General features: G+C 63.2%; 19 protein-coding genes. 12 read left to right on the top strand and 7 right to left on the bottom strand.

Translation table 11 applies throughout. From position 1 onward, the window contains the following. Positions 1-16: 16 nt before the first annotated feature. From soxB to GU927_RS13510, 7 genes are all read right to left on the bottom strand, one after another. Positions 17-1708, bottom strand: coding sequence for a thiosulfohydrolase SoxB (gene soxB / locus GU927_RS13480; RefSeq protein ID WP_161762974.1), 1692 nt, complete (start codon positions 1706-1708; stop codon positions 17-19). A gap of 109 nt (positions 1709-1817) precedes the next feature. After that, the gene (soxA, locus tag GU927_RS13485) at positions 1818-2678 is read right to left on the bottom strand and encodes a sulfur oxidation c-type cytochrome SoxA (RefSeq protein WP_161762975.1); all 861 of its coding nucleotides are present in this window, start codon (positions 2676-2678) and stop codon (positions 1818-1820) included. Between the two features lie 29 nt (positions 2679-2707). Further along, the gene (gene soxZ, locus GU927_RS13490) at positions 2708-3037 is read right to left on the bottom strand and encodes a thiosulfate oxidation carrier complex protein SoxZ (protein WP_161762976.1); all 330 of its coding nucleotides are present in this window, start codon (positions 3035-3037) and stop codon (positions 2708-2710) included. A 19-nt stretch (positions 3038-3056) separates the two neighbouring features. After that, a complete protein-coding gene (gene soxY, locus GU927_RS13495) occupies positions 3057-3476 on the bottom strand; it encodes a thiosulfate oxidation carrier protein SoxY (RefSeq protein WP_161762977.1) in 420 nt (139 codons plus the stop codon). Positions 3477-3509: 33 nt separating this feature from the next. Then, positions 3510-3983 carry a sulfur oxidation c-type cytochrome SoxX gene (gene soxX / locus GU927_RS13500; protein WP_161762978.1) on the bottom strand — a complete coding sequence of 158 codons (474 nt, stop codon included), beginning with the start codon at positions 3981-3983 and terminating at the stop codon, positions 3510-3512. Positions 3984-4097: 114 nt separating this feature from the next. Next, a complete protein-coding gene (locus GU927_RS13505) occupies positions 4098-4655 on the bottom strand; it encodes a SoxW family protein (protein ID WP_217765651.1) in 558 nt (185 codons plus the stop codon). An 11-nt stretch (positions 4656-4666) separates the two neighbouring features. Beyond that, positions 4667-5404 carry a cytochrome c biogenesis CcdA family protein gene (locus GU927_RS13510; RefSeq protein WP_161762979.1) on the bottom strand — a complete coding sequence of 246 codons (738 nt, stop codon included), beginning with the start codon at positions 5402-5404 and terminating at the stop codon, positions 4667-4669. Between the two features lie 84 nt (positions 5405-5488). Here GU927_RS13510 and GU927_RS13515 point away from each other — a divergent pair, with 84 nt between their 5' ends. The 12 genes from GU927_RS13515 (at position 5489) to GU927_RS13570 (ending at position 14108) form a co-directional block, all read left to right on the top strand. After that, the gene (locus GU927_RS13515; RefSeq protein ID WP_161762980.1) at positions 5489-5866 is read left to right on the top strand and encodes a thioredoxin family protein; all 378 of its coding nucleotides are present in this window, start codon (positions 5489-5491) and stop codon (positions 5864-5866) included. A gap of 110 nt (positions 5867-5976) precedes the next feature. Then, positions 5977-6339: an ArsR/SmtB family transcription factor gene (locus tag GU927_RS13520; RefSeq protein ID WP_394357678.1), complete on the top strand. Its 363-nt coding sequence runs from the start codon at positions 5977-5979 to the stop codon at positions 6337-6339. Positions 6340-6358: 19 nt separating this feature from the next. After that, positions 6359-7405: a YeeE/YedE family protein gene (locus GU927_RS13525; RefSeq protein WP_332838503.1), complete on the top strand. Its 1047-nt coding sequence runs from the start codon at positions 6359-6361 to the stop codon at positions 7403-7405. Positions 7406-8005: 600 nt separating this feature from the next. Beyond that, positions 8006-8332 carry a hypothetical protein gene (locus tag GU927_RS13530; RefSeq protein WP_161762981.1) on the top strand — a complete coding sequence of 109 codons (327 nt, stop codon included), beginning with the start codon at positions 8006-8008 and terminating at the stop codon, positions 8330-8332. Continuing rightward, complete coding sequence (locus GU927_RS13535; RefSeq protein ID WP_161762982.1) at positions 8329-8715, top strand: DUF302 domain-containing protein; 387 nt, start codon at positions 8329-8331, stop codon at positions 8713-8715. Before GU927_RS13530 ends, GU927_RS13535 begins: the two co-directional genes overlap by 4 nt. A gap of 332 nt (positions 8716-9047) precedes the next feature. Further along, on the top strand, positions 9048-9197 hold the full coding sequence (locus tag GU927_RS13540) for a hypothetical protein (protein WP_161762983.1): 150 nt from the start codon (positions 9048-9050) through the stop codon (positions 9195-9197). Between the two features lie 66 nt (positions 9198-9263). Next, positions 9264-9656, top strand: coding sequence for a hypothetical protein (locus tag GU927_RS13545; RefSeq protein WP_161762984.1), 393 nt, complete (start codon positions 9264-9266; stop codon positions 9654-9656). Between the two features lie 419 nt (positions 9657-10075). Beyond that, positions 10076-11023 (top strand): TrbI/VirB10 family protein, encoded by a 948-nt coding sequence (locus GU927_RS13550; RefSeq protein ID WP_161762985.1) that lies wholly within the window; start codon positions 10076-10078, stop codon positions 11021-11023. Further along, positions 11023-11178: a hypothetical protein gene (locus GU927_RS13555; RefSeq protein WP_161762986.1), complete on the top strand. Its 156-nt coding sequence runs from the start codon at positions 11023-11025 to the stop codon at positions 11176-11178. Before GU927_RS13550 ends, GU927_RS13555 begins: the two co-directional genes overlap by 1 nt. Before the next feature lie 273 nt (positions 11179-11451). Further along, positions 11452-11997 carry an ATPase, T2SS/T4P/T4SS family gene (locus GU927_RS13560; protein ID WP_161762987.1) on the top strand — a complete coding sequence of 182 codons (546 nt, stop codon included), beginning with the start codon at positions 11452-11454 and terminating at the stop codon, positions 11995-11997. Positions 11998-12114: 117 nt separating this feature from the next. After that, positions 12115-13443 (top strand): MFS transporter, encoded by a 1329-nt coding sequence (locus GU927_RS13565; protein ID WP_161762988.1) that lies wholly within the window; start codon positions 12115-12117, stop codon positions 13441-13443. Next, positions 13440-14108, top strand: a complete 669-nt coding sequence (locus GU927_RS13570; RefSeq protein ID WP_161762989.1) for a Crp/Fnr family transcriptional regulator — start codon at positions 13440-13442, stop codon at positions 14106-14108. The genes GU927_RS13565 and GU927_RS13570 overlap by 4 nt, the downstream gene beginning before the upstream one ends. Positions 14109-14174: the final 66 nt, after the last annotated feature.

Raw genomic sequence — 14174 nt, forward strand, 5'->3', positions numbered from 1 at the left:
TGGCGAACGCTCCTATTCAAATTCCGGTCACGGTGACCGAGGGGTTGGGCTCAAGCCGGACGGTGCCAAGCTTCCTGATATGCGCTTCCACTACGTCCCAGATCTGCGGGCCTTCGGTGCCCTCGTTGACGCTGGCCCAGCCGCCGACGGTGTAGGACTTGGCCGGGTCGATCGCCCCGCCCGTTTCAAGCAGCACCATGTCGCTGATTCGGTTGCCGATGGGTTTCGACACGTCGCAGGCAAAGCCCATGCCGCCGATGCGGACCATGTCGCCGCCCTGCTGGTAGTAGGGATCGGGGTTGAAGATATTGTCGGCGACGTCTTCGAGGACGGTCTTGATCGTCTCGCCGGTCATTTCGGTCCGGTAGACCTGGCCGTAGGTCATCGAGGTGACGTTGTGGATGTCCTCGCGCGTGATCGCGTCGCCGGGCAGGAGCGATGCGCCCCAGCGGACGCCGGGGCTGAGCGCGATCTGCACGTCGCGTTCGGACCGGACAGCATCGCAGATCAGGTCGTCCCAAGTGCCCTGGAAGTTGCCGCGCCGGTAGAGGAGGCTGTCGGTCGTGCCGATCTTCTCTTCCAACTGGGCCTTGAACGGCGCGCGTTCGGCGTCGATCAGGGCGGCCATTTCGGCGTCTGGGGTGATGACGTCCGAGAAGATCGGGATCAGCTTGTGGCGGAAGCCCAGCATCTTGCCACCCTGGACGTCCAGATCGACGCGGCTGACGAACTTGCCGTGGCTGCCGGAGGCGATGAGGATCGTCTGCCCGACCAGCACGGGTTCAGGGATCGCATCGTGGGTGTGACCCGTCAGGATCACGTCGATGCCGGTGACGCGGGAGGCCATCTTCTTGTCGACGTCAAAGCCGTTGTGCGACAGGCAGACGACCAGATCGACGCCCTCGGCGCGGACCTCGTCGACCACGGCTTGCATCCGTTCCTCACGGATGCCGAAGGAGTATTCGGGGAACATCCAGCGCGGGTTGGCGATGGGCATGTAGGGGAAGGCCTGGCCAATCACGGCGATACGGAGGCCGCCCTTGTCGAAGATCCTGTAGGGTTCAAACGCGGGTTCATCCCATTCGGCGTCGAAGATGTTCGCACCGAGGAAGGGGAAGGGCAGGCTTTCGACGATCTCGTTCACCCGTTCGGTGCCAAGCGTCCATTCCCAGTGGCTGGTCATCGCCTCGACGCCAAGGGCATTCATCACGTTGACGCAATCCTGCCCCTTGGTTAGAAGGCTGGTCATCGAGCCCTGCCAGGTGTCGCCGCCATCCAGAAGGATGCTGTCGGGCCGCGCGGCGCGGATCGCCTTGACCACGGTCGCGACGCGGTCCATCCCGCCCATCCGGCCATAGGCTTGGCCAAGCGCGGCGAAGTCTTCGTAAGTCAGGGCGTAGGCGTCAGGGCTGCCTGGCGCGATGCCGAACATGTCCTGGAAAGCCCGGCCCACGACATGCGGCGGCTGTCCCTTGGCATCACCCACGCCAATGTTCCACTCCGGCTCGCGGAACCAGATCGGCTTCAGCTGGGCATGGATGTCGGTGATGTGGATCAGGGTGAGATTTCCGAAATCGTCGAACTGCAAGAGCTGGTCCTGCGTTAGCGCCTGCTGGGCCGCCAGCCGCGACCAGTTGCCGAAACCGCTGGCCCCATAGATCGCCGATGCAGCGAGAGAGGCCTGAAGAAATTCGCGCCGGGTAATCATCCGGGTCTCCCTTGAGCCCGGGCGGCCACATAGGATCGCGCAGGCGCGTCAGAGGCCGACCCGGAGTTAACAGGTTTGAGTGGCGGGGCCGACAGTCGCGGCCCCGATATTAGTGGCGTACTGCGACGCCTTCGACCGAGAGCCCGTTGCCGCGAGAGGCAACGAACAGTTCAAGTGCCTTGAACTCATCCGAATTCGGCTTGAACGTCTCGGCCCGGGTGTCGCGGACGCAGCCGACGAAGCGCTGCTGGGCAGACAGGATGCCGGCATCCTTCAGACGATAGGTCGGAAAGCCGTTGATCTGACCCTGGCTGAGGTGGTCGGCGCGGATGAACTTGCCCTGGTTGTCCTCGTGGCAGCTGGCGCAGGACATCTCAAGCTGACCGAACCGGGTGTAGTAGAGTTCCTTGCCCTTTTCCCAGAAAGGGGCCGCAGCGCCGTCAATGGCCACATTGACCGCCATGCCGCGCGACTGCATCGAGATCAGGGCAAGCATGTCCTTCATCTCGTTGCCGGTCCAGTTCCAGGATTCCAGCCCCATGCGCTGGGTCACACAGGCGTCAATGTAGTTTTCGACCGTCATCAGTGCGCCGGTCTTCGCATCTACGCGTGGCGTTACCGCACGCAGACCCGCCATCGTCTCGGGCCCCTGGTGACAGCCCGCGCAGCTTTCGCCGCCTTTGCCGATCGCCGAATTCCACAGGTCAAGCCCGCGGTCGACATAGAGCATACCCGGATTGTCGAAGTCGTCGCGTTGAAGGTCGCGCGTTTCGTCTTCGCGGTAAAGCCAGCCGGAGTAGATGGTGTCCATCACATCGGCAAGATGTGCAGGCGCTGGTGCAGACGTCACGATCTCGATCGTTTCGCCGTCGCCCCCCTCGATCACCAGCGTATCTTCGACCGGGTCCGCCAAAGCCGCACCGGCAAAGGCAAGGCTGAAGGCTGCAATCGTCTTGGCTGTGCGGTGCATGGCTTGTTTTCCTCCCTTGTCCTTTCCACTCAGCCGATGTTGATCGGTTTCACGTCCTCGTAGATCGAGCCGTCGTCGTCATACCAGGTGAACTTGAAATCGCCGGCGGCATCGACCTTGGCGTCGAATTCGAAGTAGGGGTTCGTGGACACCGCCGGGTCGATCGCGACGTCGATCACGTTCACTCCGTTCAGATCGCAGGTGAACCGGTTGATGATCTTGCGCGGGATCAGGTTGCCATCCGATCCCTTGCGCTGACCGGACTCCATCGTGTGCGAGATCAAGGCCTTGATAGTGACAATCTCACCTGCGGCGGCGGATTTGGGGACTTTCACCCGCGGTTTGACTTCTTCGACCATGGTGTTTCCTCCTGATATCTCAGCCGCCGCAGCCGCCGATGGTGACCTTGACGGTGGCCTGGGCCTGGACGATCGAGCCGTCGGCCATCTTGGCCATAGCAATCACGTCCTGGGTCTTGGCGAGACGGATGCGGGTGGCGGCGAACTGGCGGCCGGCGGCCGGGCCGAAGGTGAAGGTGGCCACGGCCGGTTCGGGGTTGCCCGAGGCCATAAGCATGATGGCCACCGCGCCGGGTGCATCGACCGAGACGGGAACGGTATTGCCGTTCTCGGCGATTTCCGGTGTGGTCAGGGTGATGCCGCTGGTGCCGGGGGCCGCACCGCCGGTGAAGGCTGCGGTCAGTTCCTCGACGGTCGCGGCAGTGGACAGGCCGGGGATCGCGGCGAAGGCGATGCCGCCAAGGCCGAGAGTCAGGGCCTTGCGTCTGGTCAGGGTCACGGGGTCTCTCCTTTCTGTGGGGCGGTCAGCCCGTCATTCCTTGAGGGTGAGCAGGTAGGCCACCACATCCTCGATCTGCTGGCCGGTCAGGATCGGCGGCAGATCGCCCTCGGGCGCCTTGCCGGTGTAGCCGCCGCCCGGGCGAATGAAGCCTTCGGTCTTGTAGAATGCCGGCATGAAGCTGCCGTCGAAGGTCATCTTCGCATTGGCGACGATCCCGCGCAGTTCCGCCTCGCTCCACCGGCTGGCGACGCCGTCCAAAGGAGGCGCGATGTCGCCGGGAAACTGCACGTCAGGCAGGGCCGCGATGGTGTGGCAGGCAACGCAGTTGCCAAGCGCGTTGGTGGTCATCACCTTGACCCCGTTGGCCGGATCGCCCGGCGCGCCGGTCAGGGACGCTTCGACCTTGCCACCGTCGAAGATCACGTCCTTCGGCGCGGTCTCTGCCAGGGCTGGCACTGCAAGTGACAGCGAAAGCGCTGCCACCAGACAAGGCTGGCGTGTCATTCCTATCCTCCCTGTATTCCTCCGCATACGACTATGGGGCGGAATCAGGCTACGGGCAACAAAAAATATAGGAGCAACACTATATAGATATATGCCTATAATATTCTTGCCGGTTCAGGGGCTTTCGGCCATGCGTTCGGCCACGAATCGCTGGAAGTTCTCGCCGCTCTCGTAGCCATGGTCGCGGACCCAGATCAGAAGCGACTCGAACATGCCCGTGCCGATGGCCCCGGGCATCATGGCGACGGCGGCCTCGGGAGCCGAGACGCCTTCGGCCACCTCTACCGGCAGGAAGACCAGGGTCGGGGTGAACATCACGCCCCAGCGCATCGCCATGTCCTTTTCCGACAGGACCGTGCCGTCGAAATCGGTCACCTCGACATCGCCGAACAGGTTCAGCTGCACGACGAAGTAGTGATCGCGGATCAGCTTGTCGATCGCGGGGTCGGTGAAGACCTTCTCGTGCATCTCGGTGCAATAGATGCAGCCCCGCTGCTCGAAGGTGATCATCAGGCGCTTGCCCTCGGCATTGGCCTCGGCCAGATCTTCACGCAGGTCCTTGAAGGTCTCGCGCAGCCAGTCGGGCTTGTGCAGCCCGTCGTCGCCCAGCTCGACCGCCAGGGCGGGAGTGGAGAGCGCAAGGGCGGCAAGAAGGAAAAGACGGCGCAGCATGGATTCTCCTGTCAGGTCAGGGTCGCGGACCAGTCGAACGTGCGGATCATCCAGTCGGCGATGAGGTTCACGGAATTGGTGGCGATGAGGAGGCCGAAGATGATCAGCATCACGCCCATCGCCTTTTCGACATGGCCCATCAGCGCGCGATGCCGCGCGACCCAGGCCAGGAACGAGCCCGCAAAGAAGGCGGCCAGCACGAAGGGCAGCGTCATCGACAGGCCGTAGACCAAGAGGAGCATCCCCCCGCGCCATAGGTCGCCCATGCCGCTTGCCACCATCAGGATCGCGGCCAGGGCCGGGCCGACGCAGGGCGTCCAGCCAAAGCCGAAGGCCAGTCCCATCACATAGGCCCCCGCCAGCGTCCGCGGGTTGGACGAGCTTTCCACGCGCGCTTCGCGGTAGAGAAAGCCGATGCGGAAGACGCCCAAGAAATGCAGCCCGAACAGGATCAGGACAGCGGCCGCGACATAGGACAGCGGCTCTTTCCACTGGGCAAAGCTGCGGCCCAGGGCCGTCGCGCCAAGGCCGAGAAGGACGAAGATCGTGGTCACGCCGATGGCGAAGGCCAGGGCTTGCACCACCAGCCGTCCGCGTGCGCCGGGGGCAATCGTGTCGCCGTCGCGCAGCTCGCGCACAGAAAGGCCGGCCATATAGGACAGGTAGAAGGGCACCATCGGAAGGATGCAGGGCGACAGGAAGGACAGCAGCCCCGCCAGGGCGGCACCGCCGAACGAGATATCAAGCATCGCCCACCTCCCATGGGAAGCGCTGCCTTGCCGGATGGGCAAAGGTAGATTACGATAGTTCTATGTTTCTATAAGGCTGTCAACGTGACTTATCCCGGCCTTCTGGCTTCGGCGTTCCTGCTCGCCTCGTCGGTCGCCGTATTGGCGGCCGAGGTGCAGCTTCTGATGTTCGAGCAGCCCGGCTGCATCCATTGCGCCGCCTGGAACAAGGAGGTCGCACCGGAATATCCCCTGACCGAGGAAGGCCGCGCCGCACCTCTGCGCCGGTTGCAGTTGCGCGATCCCTTGCCCGAGGGGGTGGAACTCGTCTCGCCTCCGGTCTTCACGCCGACCTTCGTGCTGGTCGAGAACGGGGCCGAGGCGGGCAGGATCGAAGGCTATCCGGGCGAGGATTTCTTCTGGCCGCTTCTGGCGCGGATGATCGCCGAGGCAGCGCAGGACGGAGAGGCAGCGCAGGACTGAGGCGCGCGCGCCGCGCTGTCACGGCGAATGGCGCCTCCTGGCGAGAGGTGGGTTGCCCTTTGGCAAAGCCGGACGCAATAACGGGGACAGGGAAATCCGGGGCGGGCGCTTTGGCGGGGGACGAACAGCTTAACAGCGGGCAGGCGGGCGCGGCCTCGGGGGACGCGCATCCCGATCTGGAGGGGCTGGTCCGATGCGCCGAACAGGCCGCCACGCTGCTGAAGGCGATGGGGCATGACGGGCGGCTGACAATTTTGTGCCACCTGCGCACCGGGCCGAAAAGCGTCACGGAAATTGAAAACCTCCTGTCCGCGCGTCAGGCTATCGTCAGCCAGCAACTGGCGCGATTGCGTCTTGAGGGTCTGGTCAGTGCCCGGCGCGAGGGGCAGGCCATCTTCTATTCGCTGCTGGACCCCAAGGTTTCCGGGATGATCGAGGTCCTGGCACAACTTTACAGATCAGAGGGCGGCTGAACCGCCGGAGGAGGCGCAGGTGCTGGAAACGGTCCCGATCGGAGTGCTGGCGGCCCTTGTAGGCCTGGCAGGCGGTGTGGTCCTGGGCCTTGCGGCGCGGCTTGGGGATTTCTGCACCCTCGGCGCCCTGGAATCGGCAGTCTATGGCCGCGACCAGACGCGGATGCGCCTGTGGGGCATCGTGCTGGCGGTGGCAATCCTTGCCACGCAGTTCGGCGCGAGGGCCGGGCTGATCGACCTCGGCGGCACCTTCTACCATGCGATCCAGTGGAACGTGGCCGGTTCGATCTTCGGCGGGCTGGTCTTCGGCTATGGGATGGCGCTGGCCGGAAACTGCGGCTTTGGCGCGCTGGTGCGCTTTGGCGGCGGCGACCTGCGCTCGCTGGTCGTGGTGGTGGTCATGGGCATCTTCGGCTTCGTCGCGCTGTCCGGTCCGCTGGCCCCCTTGCGCGTGATGCTGTTTCCGCAGCCCGATGCGACCGGCCCGCAGGGCATCCTGCACGACCTCGGCCAGCTTGGCCTGCCGCCGGTTGTGGTCATCCTTGCTATCGCCGGCGGATTCCTGATCTGGGCTCTGGCGCATGCGGGCCTGCGCCAGAACCCGCGGCAGATCGCCTGGGGCGTGGCGGCCGGCCTGGCGGTGGCCTGGGGCTTCATGGGCACGTCCTGGCTGGCCGCCGAAAGCCTGGGCGAGATCTCGGTCGAGGGCCCGTCCTTCACCGCGCCGGTCGGGCGGACACTGATCTACCTGATGACCGCGACCGCCGGGGGGATCACCTTCTCGGTCGGCTCGGTCGTGGGGGTGATGGTCGGGTCGCTGACCGGCTCGATCCTGCGGGGGCTCTTCCGCTGGGAAGCCTGCGAGGACCCGCGCGAACTGGGCCGCCAGGTCGGCGGCGCGGCGCTGATGGGCATCGGCGGCGTGGTGGCGATGGGCTGCTCGGTCGGCCAGGGGGTCACGGCCTTCGCGACGCTGGCTTGGTCCGGGCCGGTGACGCTTGCCGCCATCGTAGCAGGCGCGATGGTCGGCCTGCGCCAATTAATCGCGGGTTACCAGCCCGACTAGGGGCAATCGTCGATGCTCTCTTCATGCCCGGCAGAATATTTGACGACGGGGGATCTTATGCCAGGCTCCTTCCTGCAGATGACGAACCAATGACGCCTAATTTAGAAACAACGTCAGCGGCCGCCGGGGTCCTTGTGATGTCGGTGGATCCCGAGACTCACAGCCAAATAAGCTATGCAAAGAGCAGGTAAAGAGATCCGTGGCTCCATGCGCGACCGTATCGACGCTAGGCGAGCAGCCGAGCCCGACGTAAAGACCGACAGAGGCGATTTAGTCGCGGTTTTACCCGTTCCCGTGAGCGTCGCTGCTGAAAGAAAGAGCGCATGGAAACCTGTCAGCACCGCCGGAGCATGTGTAGACGGGGTCCCGGAGAAACCGCGTAACAAGTTAAGTGCAAGGGCCTGACAAACCGGGCTCGGTCTAAAGGCATTTTCAAGGCATCGGTCGCAACCTTCTGCGTTGATATGCAGGACCGATTGTTCTACTTATCTTGGGCTGCCAGCGGCGGACTGTGCAAATGGGCAGAGTTCGGGTGTCATCTTGCCCTTGATTGTGCGCGCAGAATCGCGGGACGCAGTGGCGCGGCTGAGGGCGCGCGGCGTGCGGTCGATCATGATGACTTGTGAAGGCGTGGCGAAATTAGTCGCGGCACAACTCGTGCTGGACAAATATTTCGCGCAGGTGCTGCCCGGTCAAAAGGCCGCCAAGGTGCGCGATTTGTGTGCGCGGGCCTCACGGTCGCCTTGGTCAGTGACGGGGTCAACGAATTTCCGGCGTTGGTCGAAGCCGATCTTGGCATCGCCTTCAGCACAGGTTCCTGATGACCCCGCCCATTGGTGCCGTGTTCATATCTGCGTTGACCATTTTCGTCGCGATCAACGCTTAACTTCTGCGGCGTTATCGCCCAACCTGAGGAGAAAATCATGAGTTACACCATCGACCGCAGCTTCCCCGGTGCCGACGTGGCAGGTATCGATGCCCGCACCCGCGCGGCGCTGACGGCCAAGGGCTTCGGCGTGCTGACCGAGATCGACGTGCAGGCGACGATGAAGAAGAAGCTGGACGTCTCCACGCCGGGCTACCGCATCCTTGGGGCCTGCAATCCAAGCGTGGCGCATCAGGCCATGGAGATGGAGCCGAGGGTTGGAGCCATGTTGCCCTGCAACGTCATCCTTCGCGAAGTGCCGGGTGGCGTCGAGCTCAGCGTCATTGATCCGGTGGCCTCGATGACTGCAATTCCGAATGAAGCATTGAAGCAGGTTGCGGGTCAGGTGCGACAGATGCTCGCCGATGTGGTGGCCAGCATCTGACACTCAGCCCGGGCCGTATAGTCCTTGCAAACCGCCGGAAAGGATAACGGACACAACCACGAATGCTGCGAGGCCGATAAGCAGAACGCGCTCAAGCCATCGACTCATCCGCCAACATAGTACAGCGGTCAATGATAGCTCCAGCGCCACCTCGAACACGCCGAAGATGTCTCCGTAAAAGCGGCTGTCCCAGTAGCTGACTGGACTGCGAAACACCGAGTCCGAAACGGGCCAGAATTGACGGCAGGCGTCATCGTGATGGGTTAGGAAGTCCGCAAGGGCATGGAGAAGACCGGTACCAGCCAAGGCGCACAGGATCACGCGCCGCCTGGATGGGCGCCGATGCCCGCGTCCGGTCGGTTCTCTACAACCCCGTCGACGTCATCCGGCTCGACACGCATCTCCGCGTGAACTCCGCCATCGAACTGGGCGCCGGACAGCGGATCGTTTCCGTCCTTCTCGGCGACAGCGAGGCCTTCTAGGTCGAGGTCCTCTCGAACCGGACCACGGTTTCCGTGAAACCCTGGATCGCCGGGGCCGAGACCAACATGACGATCTATACCGGGCGGCGCACGATCTCGCTGTCGATCAGCGAGGGGCGCTCCCGCAATCCGACCTACCGGCTGGTGCTGCGCTATCCCGAGGCGGGCACGAGCCGCACGAAAAGCACCACGGTAGCCGCAGGGTCGCGCGACATCGGCTGTGCCTGGTCGGGCGACGAGACCCTGACCCGTCCATATCTGGAACGATGGGCAAGCGACCTTCTTCGCCTTCGCACCAGGTCTCCGGCCATCGATCTTCGGCGTCGATGCGACGGGACGCGAAGTAACGCTGAACTCCGGCACACGGGGCAGCATCGTCCGCGTCTCGGGGCTGCGCTCCGCCTATTCGATCTGGATCGGCACGCAGTTTTTGCATCGAGCGGGTGGATGGCGGCGTGACCACTGATCCGGCCCTGCTCGCCAAGCTACAGGGATGGGAGTTCTGAAATGGCTGATCCCGAGATGACTGATCCGCAGAAGGGCACAGAACCGGACTACAACATCGAGCGACCCAAGCCGAAGATGACCCGGCAACACAAGCTTGGCATGGGTGCGCTGCTGGCGGGGGCGAGCCTTGCGGCGCTCTGGACGGTCTGGCCTTCCAGCCGCACCATCCCCGATGTGGAAACCTCCGCCGTAGAAGAGTTCCAGGATCAGGGGGTAGGCTCTCGCCATTCGGCGCCATCGAACCTGGCCCGGAGGCAAAACCCGCCGGGGATGGCTTCTCCGACATCGAAGGGGAACTGGCTTCCCAGCGGGAAGACCTCGAAGCGCGGAACGCCACACTTCAGTCCGAGGTCGAACGGCTGCAGCGCGAGTTGGGTGATCTTGCCGACAGGACCGATGCCGAGAAGGACCAGACCGCCAAGGAACTGGCGCTCGCCCTCGAAGAAGCACAGTCGCAGAACCTCGCGCTGATGGAGGACATGCGGCGGCAGTTCGATCAGGAGATCGCGGTCCTGAAAGCAAGCGCCGACACCGCTGGTGCTGCTGAATGCGTGAGGCTGAATTGGCTGCCAAGCGCGCCGAGCGTGAAGCGCAACTCGCAGCTCGCGTGGCCCTCGCCTTCGGTCGTCTTTAACGATGGGCAGACGGGTGGGGCAGGGGATGCAGTGGGGATGTCCCAAGCCCCGGCCGCGGGCCAAGATGCGATAGGTCGGGATTACGTGCAGTCGGGGCGAGAATCCACCGCCACGGAAGTGAGCCAGGTCATCGCAAATCCCTCGAACACCGTGCTTCAGGGAACGATGATCGAAGCGACCCTCGAGAACGCGGTCGACTCGAGCCTGCCTGGCCAGATCACAGCCATCGTAACGCGACCAGTCTGGTCCTTCGATCAGGCCCAAATCCTGATCCCGGCAGGCTCGCGTCTCTTCGGGGACTATTCCTCAGACGTGGCCATCGGCCAGGGTCGCATCCTCGTCGCCTGGACGCGGCTCGTCAAACCCGACGGGCAGTCCGTGCAGATGGAAGCCTTCGGTGGCGATGCCCAAGGTCGCGTTGGCATCACCGGCAAGGTCAACAGCCGGTTTGGTGAGCGGTTCGGGTCAGCTGCGCTCATTTCCCTTCTCGGGGCAGCCCCCGCCGTCGCCGCCGCGAAATACACTGACGAGATCAGTTCCGACACGGCCGTGAGCATGGGCGAAGACCTGAGTGCCGCCATGGGCTTAGCCGTCGAGGCCTACACAAGCCTTTTGCCGATCATCACCGTCGCCCCTGAGGCCGCGATCACGGTCATGGTAGATCGCGATCTGGAAATCTGGTGATGGATGATCGGCCAAGTTTCCTCGGGACCTACCTTACGCCGCTCGCGCCCCTGTTCCTGCGGGACGATCTGGTCGAGGTGGCGATCAACCCCGACGGCAAGGTCTGGATCGAGTGGACGGGCGCGACTCACATGGAGCGGCTCGCACATCTGTAGATCGACCGGGTTCTCTCGAACAACCTCGGCCAGGCTATCGCTTCTGCCGTCGGCGTGCAGTTCTCGGAAAAGAAGCCCACCGTTTCTTGAAAGATCGTCTGGGGCGACATGGCGATCCTAGCACCGGTCGTTGCACCGCCCATCGTGGAAGGCGGGATGGCCATCACCTTCCGGCCGTTGTAGGTCGCTACCGATCAGTTGATTGAACTGCGTCTTATGCATGGCGGTCTCGTTGATCTCGATGCCATACGTCGGGAAAGGGCAGGGGAGGCGATGAAGCTGGCTGAGGCCGGGCAGGTCGTCGAGGCCATGCAGCTTTGCGTCGAGGAGCGGATGAACATCCTGATCTGCGGCGGCACCTCGACTGGGAAGACGACCTTCGCGCGGTCCCTCTTGTCGATGGTGGATCAAGGCGAGCGGATCCTGACCATTGAGGATGTCTATGAGCTGTTCCCTCGTCAGGAGAACGCGGTAGCGCTCAAGGCGGATCGTAGTGGCCAAGGGGAACGGACGCCAGCGAGATTGCTGGAAGCCTCCCCTCGGAAGCGCCCGGATGGGATCATCTTGGGCGAACTACGCGGGGAGGAAAGCCGAACCTTCCTCGAGGCAATCAACACCGGGCACGGTGGGTCGTTCACAACTATCCATGCAGACACCGCGCGGAAGGCCGTCGACCGCCTCGCAATCATGGTGATGGCCGCCGGGCTTGGAATGGGGTTCGAAGAGGTGAAGCGGTACTGCGAGGGAAGCGTGGACCTGGTGGTGCAGCTTTCGCGGCAGGGCGGGCGGCGCGGGGTGGCGGAGATGCTTTGCCTTTGAGGGTCGCAAAGAGCGGAATGCAGACTGTCGTCGCAAGGTTTGGAGGGTGACATTCTGGCTATCGCCTGTTTCAGTAAGCAAAGGTTGATGCAACCGTGAACGAAGGACCCAAGTACGATGTCTACTGCTTCCTTACCGCTAGGCATCCGTGAGAATTTTGGCCAGTTCACACATCAACTCATCCAAGTCCTGCTGGTTGGTTTCGCCATTGGCATGACTCGCACAGTCATACCCGCGCTCGCGGAAACCGAGTTCGGAGTGGTGCGAGGATCTTTCGTCATGTTGGCCGTCTTTGTGATGGCCTTTGGCGTGGTCAAGGCGGTCATGAACTTCGTCGCCGGTCGCCTTTCAGAGCGCATCGGTCGCAAGCGGGTTCTACTGGTCGGGTGGATCATCGCTCTACCAATCCCCATCATGATCTGGGCGGCACCGAACTGGGGCTGGATCGTCGCAGCGACGGTGTTGCTGGGTGTCAATCAGGGACTCTGCTGGTCAATGACACAGACTTCCAAGCTCGACATCACGCGCGCCGACCAGCGAGGCCTCACGATGGGTTTGAATGAGTTTTCAGGATATGTCGGTGTCGCCCTGGCTGGAGTCATAACCGCATATTTTGCAGAGGCGTTGGGCGCGCGGCTTGGCCTCCTTGTCTTCGGAATGGCGGTGGTGGTGCTTGGCATCTTCTTGACCGTGGTCTGGATCAAGGACACCCTGCCGTGGGCAAAGGCGGAAACGGCGGCACACAGGACAGCCCGTCCGATGTTCCCGCCGCGCTATCCTAAGGGTGTTTCGGACCATCCGGATACGGGAGAGGTATTTGCCCTGATGACGTGGCGCGACCGACGGCTGGCTGCCCTGTCGCAGGCGGGATTGGTCGAAAAATTCGTCGATGCATTGGTCTGGGTGATTCTACCCGTCTACCTGACCGCCAAAGGTGCCAGCCTGACCGAGATGGGCTGGATCGTGGGGGTGTACGGCTTCGTCTGGGGGGCGTCGCAGCTTGTCACTGGTCGCCTGTCCGACCATGTCGGGCGCTTCTGGCCGAGCGTGCTTGGCATGTGGATCTGCGGGGCGGGCGTAGCGTTGATTGCGGTGGTGGACTCCACCCCTTGGTGGGCAGTGTCCGCGGGGATCGCGGGGTTCGGCATGGCGCTGCTGTATCCGAACCTTGGCGCGGCGGTGGCAGACATCACGCCCCCGGCCTGGCGTGGATCGGCCATTGGCATTTACCGCTTCTGGCGGGATCTGGGTTATGGGATCGGGGCGCTTGGTGTCGGACTTGCCGCCCATCTGGCGGGGGCGGTGGAGGCGCCATTCTTGTTCGTCGCCCTTTCGATGTTCATATCGGGGGCGCTTCTTTACTTTTGGGGTGAAGAAACACATCCACGCCTGAACCCCGAGATTACGGCACCTTGGGAAAACGAAGCAGAAAAGAGCGCAAAATGAACGCGGATTGGATCGAGCAGTTTCCTGGACTATCGCGGTTGGAGCCAGCGATCAGAGATGTGCTGACCCGCAAAAGTGCGGTCGTCACGGTGCGCGAAGGATCGGTGATCTTTGGTCCCGGAAAGTCGCCGGAAAACCTGCTTCTTCTGCTGGAGGGTCGGGTGAGGGTGCAGCAGGTGTCGGAGGCCGGTCGAGAAATCGTTTTGTACAGGGTCGAAGCGGGGCAAAGCTGCGTGCTGACCACGGCCTGTCTGCTGGCCCATGAAGGTTATTCGGCCGAGGGGATCGCCGAGACCGACGTCCGTGCGGTCGCCATCCCCCGGACCGTCTTCGATGACCTCATCGCCCAGTCCGTCACTTTCCGCACGTTCATCTTCACGGCCTATTCCAAGCGCATCACGGATTTGTTCCAGATCATCGAAGACATAGCCTTCCAGCGTGTCGACATCCGCCTTGCGCAGAAGCTGCTGGACCTTGAGCGAGGGACGGGCCAGATCAAGGCCACGCACCAGCAGTTGGCCGCCGAACTCGGGACGGCACGAGAGGTCATCTCGCGCCAGTTGGGAGAGTTCCAGCGCAGGGGCTGGATCAAGCAGTCACGCGGATCGGTCGAACTTGTGGAGCCGGATGGGCTTGAGAGATTGGCGGCTCTGGACGCGGCCTGAGGTGGAGGCTGTAGCTGCTCAGGCAAACCAGTAAGGTTGCCAGCACACGCACGGCATTTCGCTGCC

The sequence above is a fragment of the Paragemmobacter amnigenus genome (assembly GCF_009908265.2).
GTDB classification, from domain to species: Bacteria; Pseudomonadota; Alphaproteobacteria; order Rhodobacterales; family Rhodobacteraceae; genus Paragemmobacter; species Paragemmobacter amnigenus.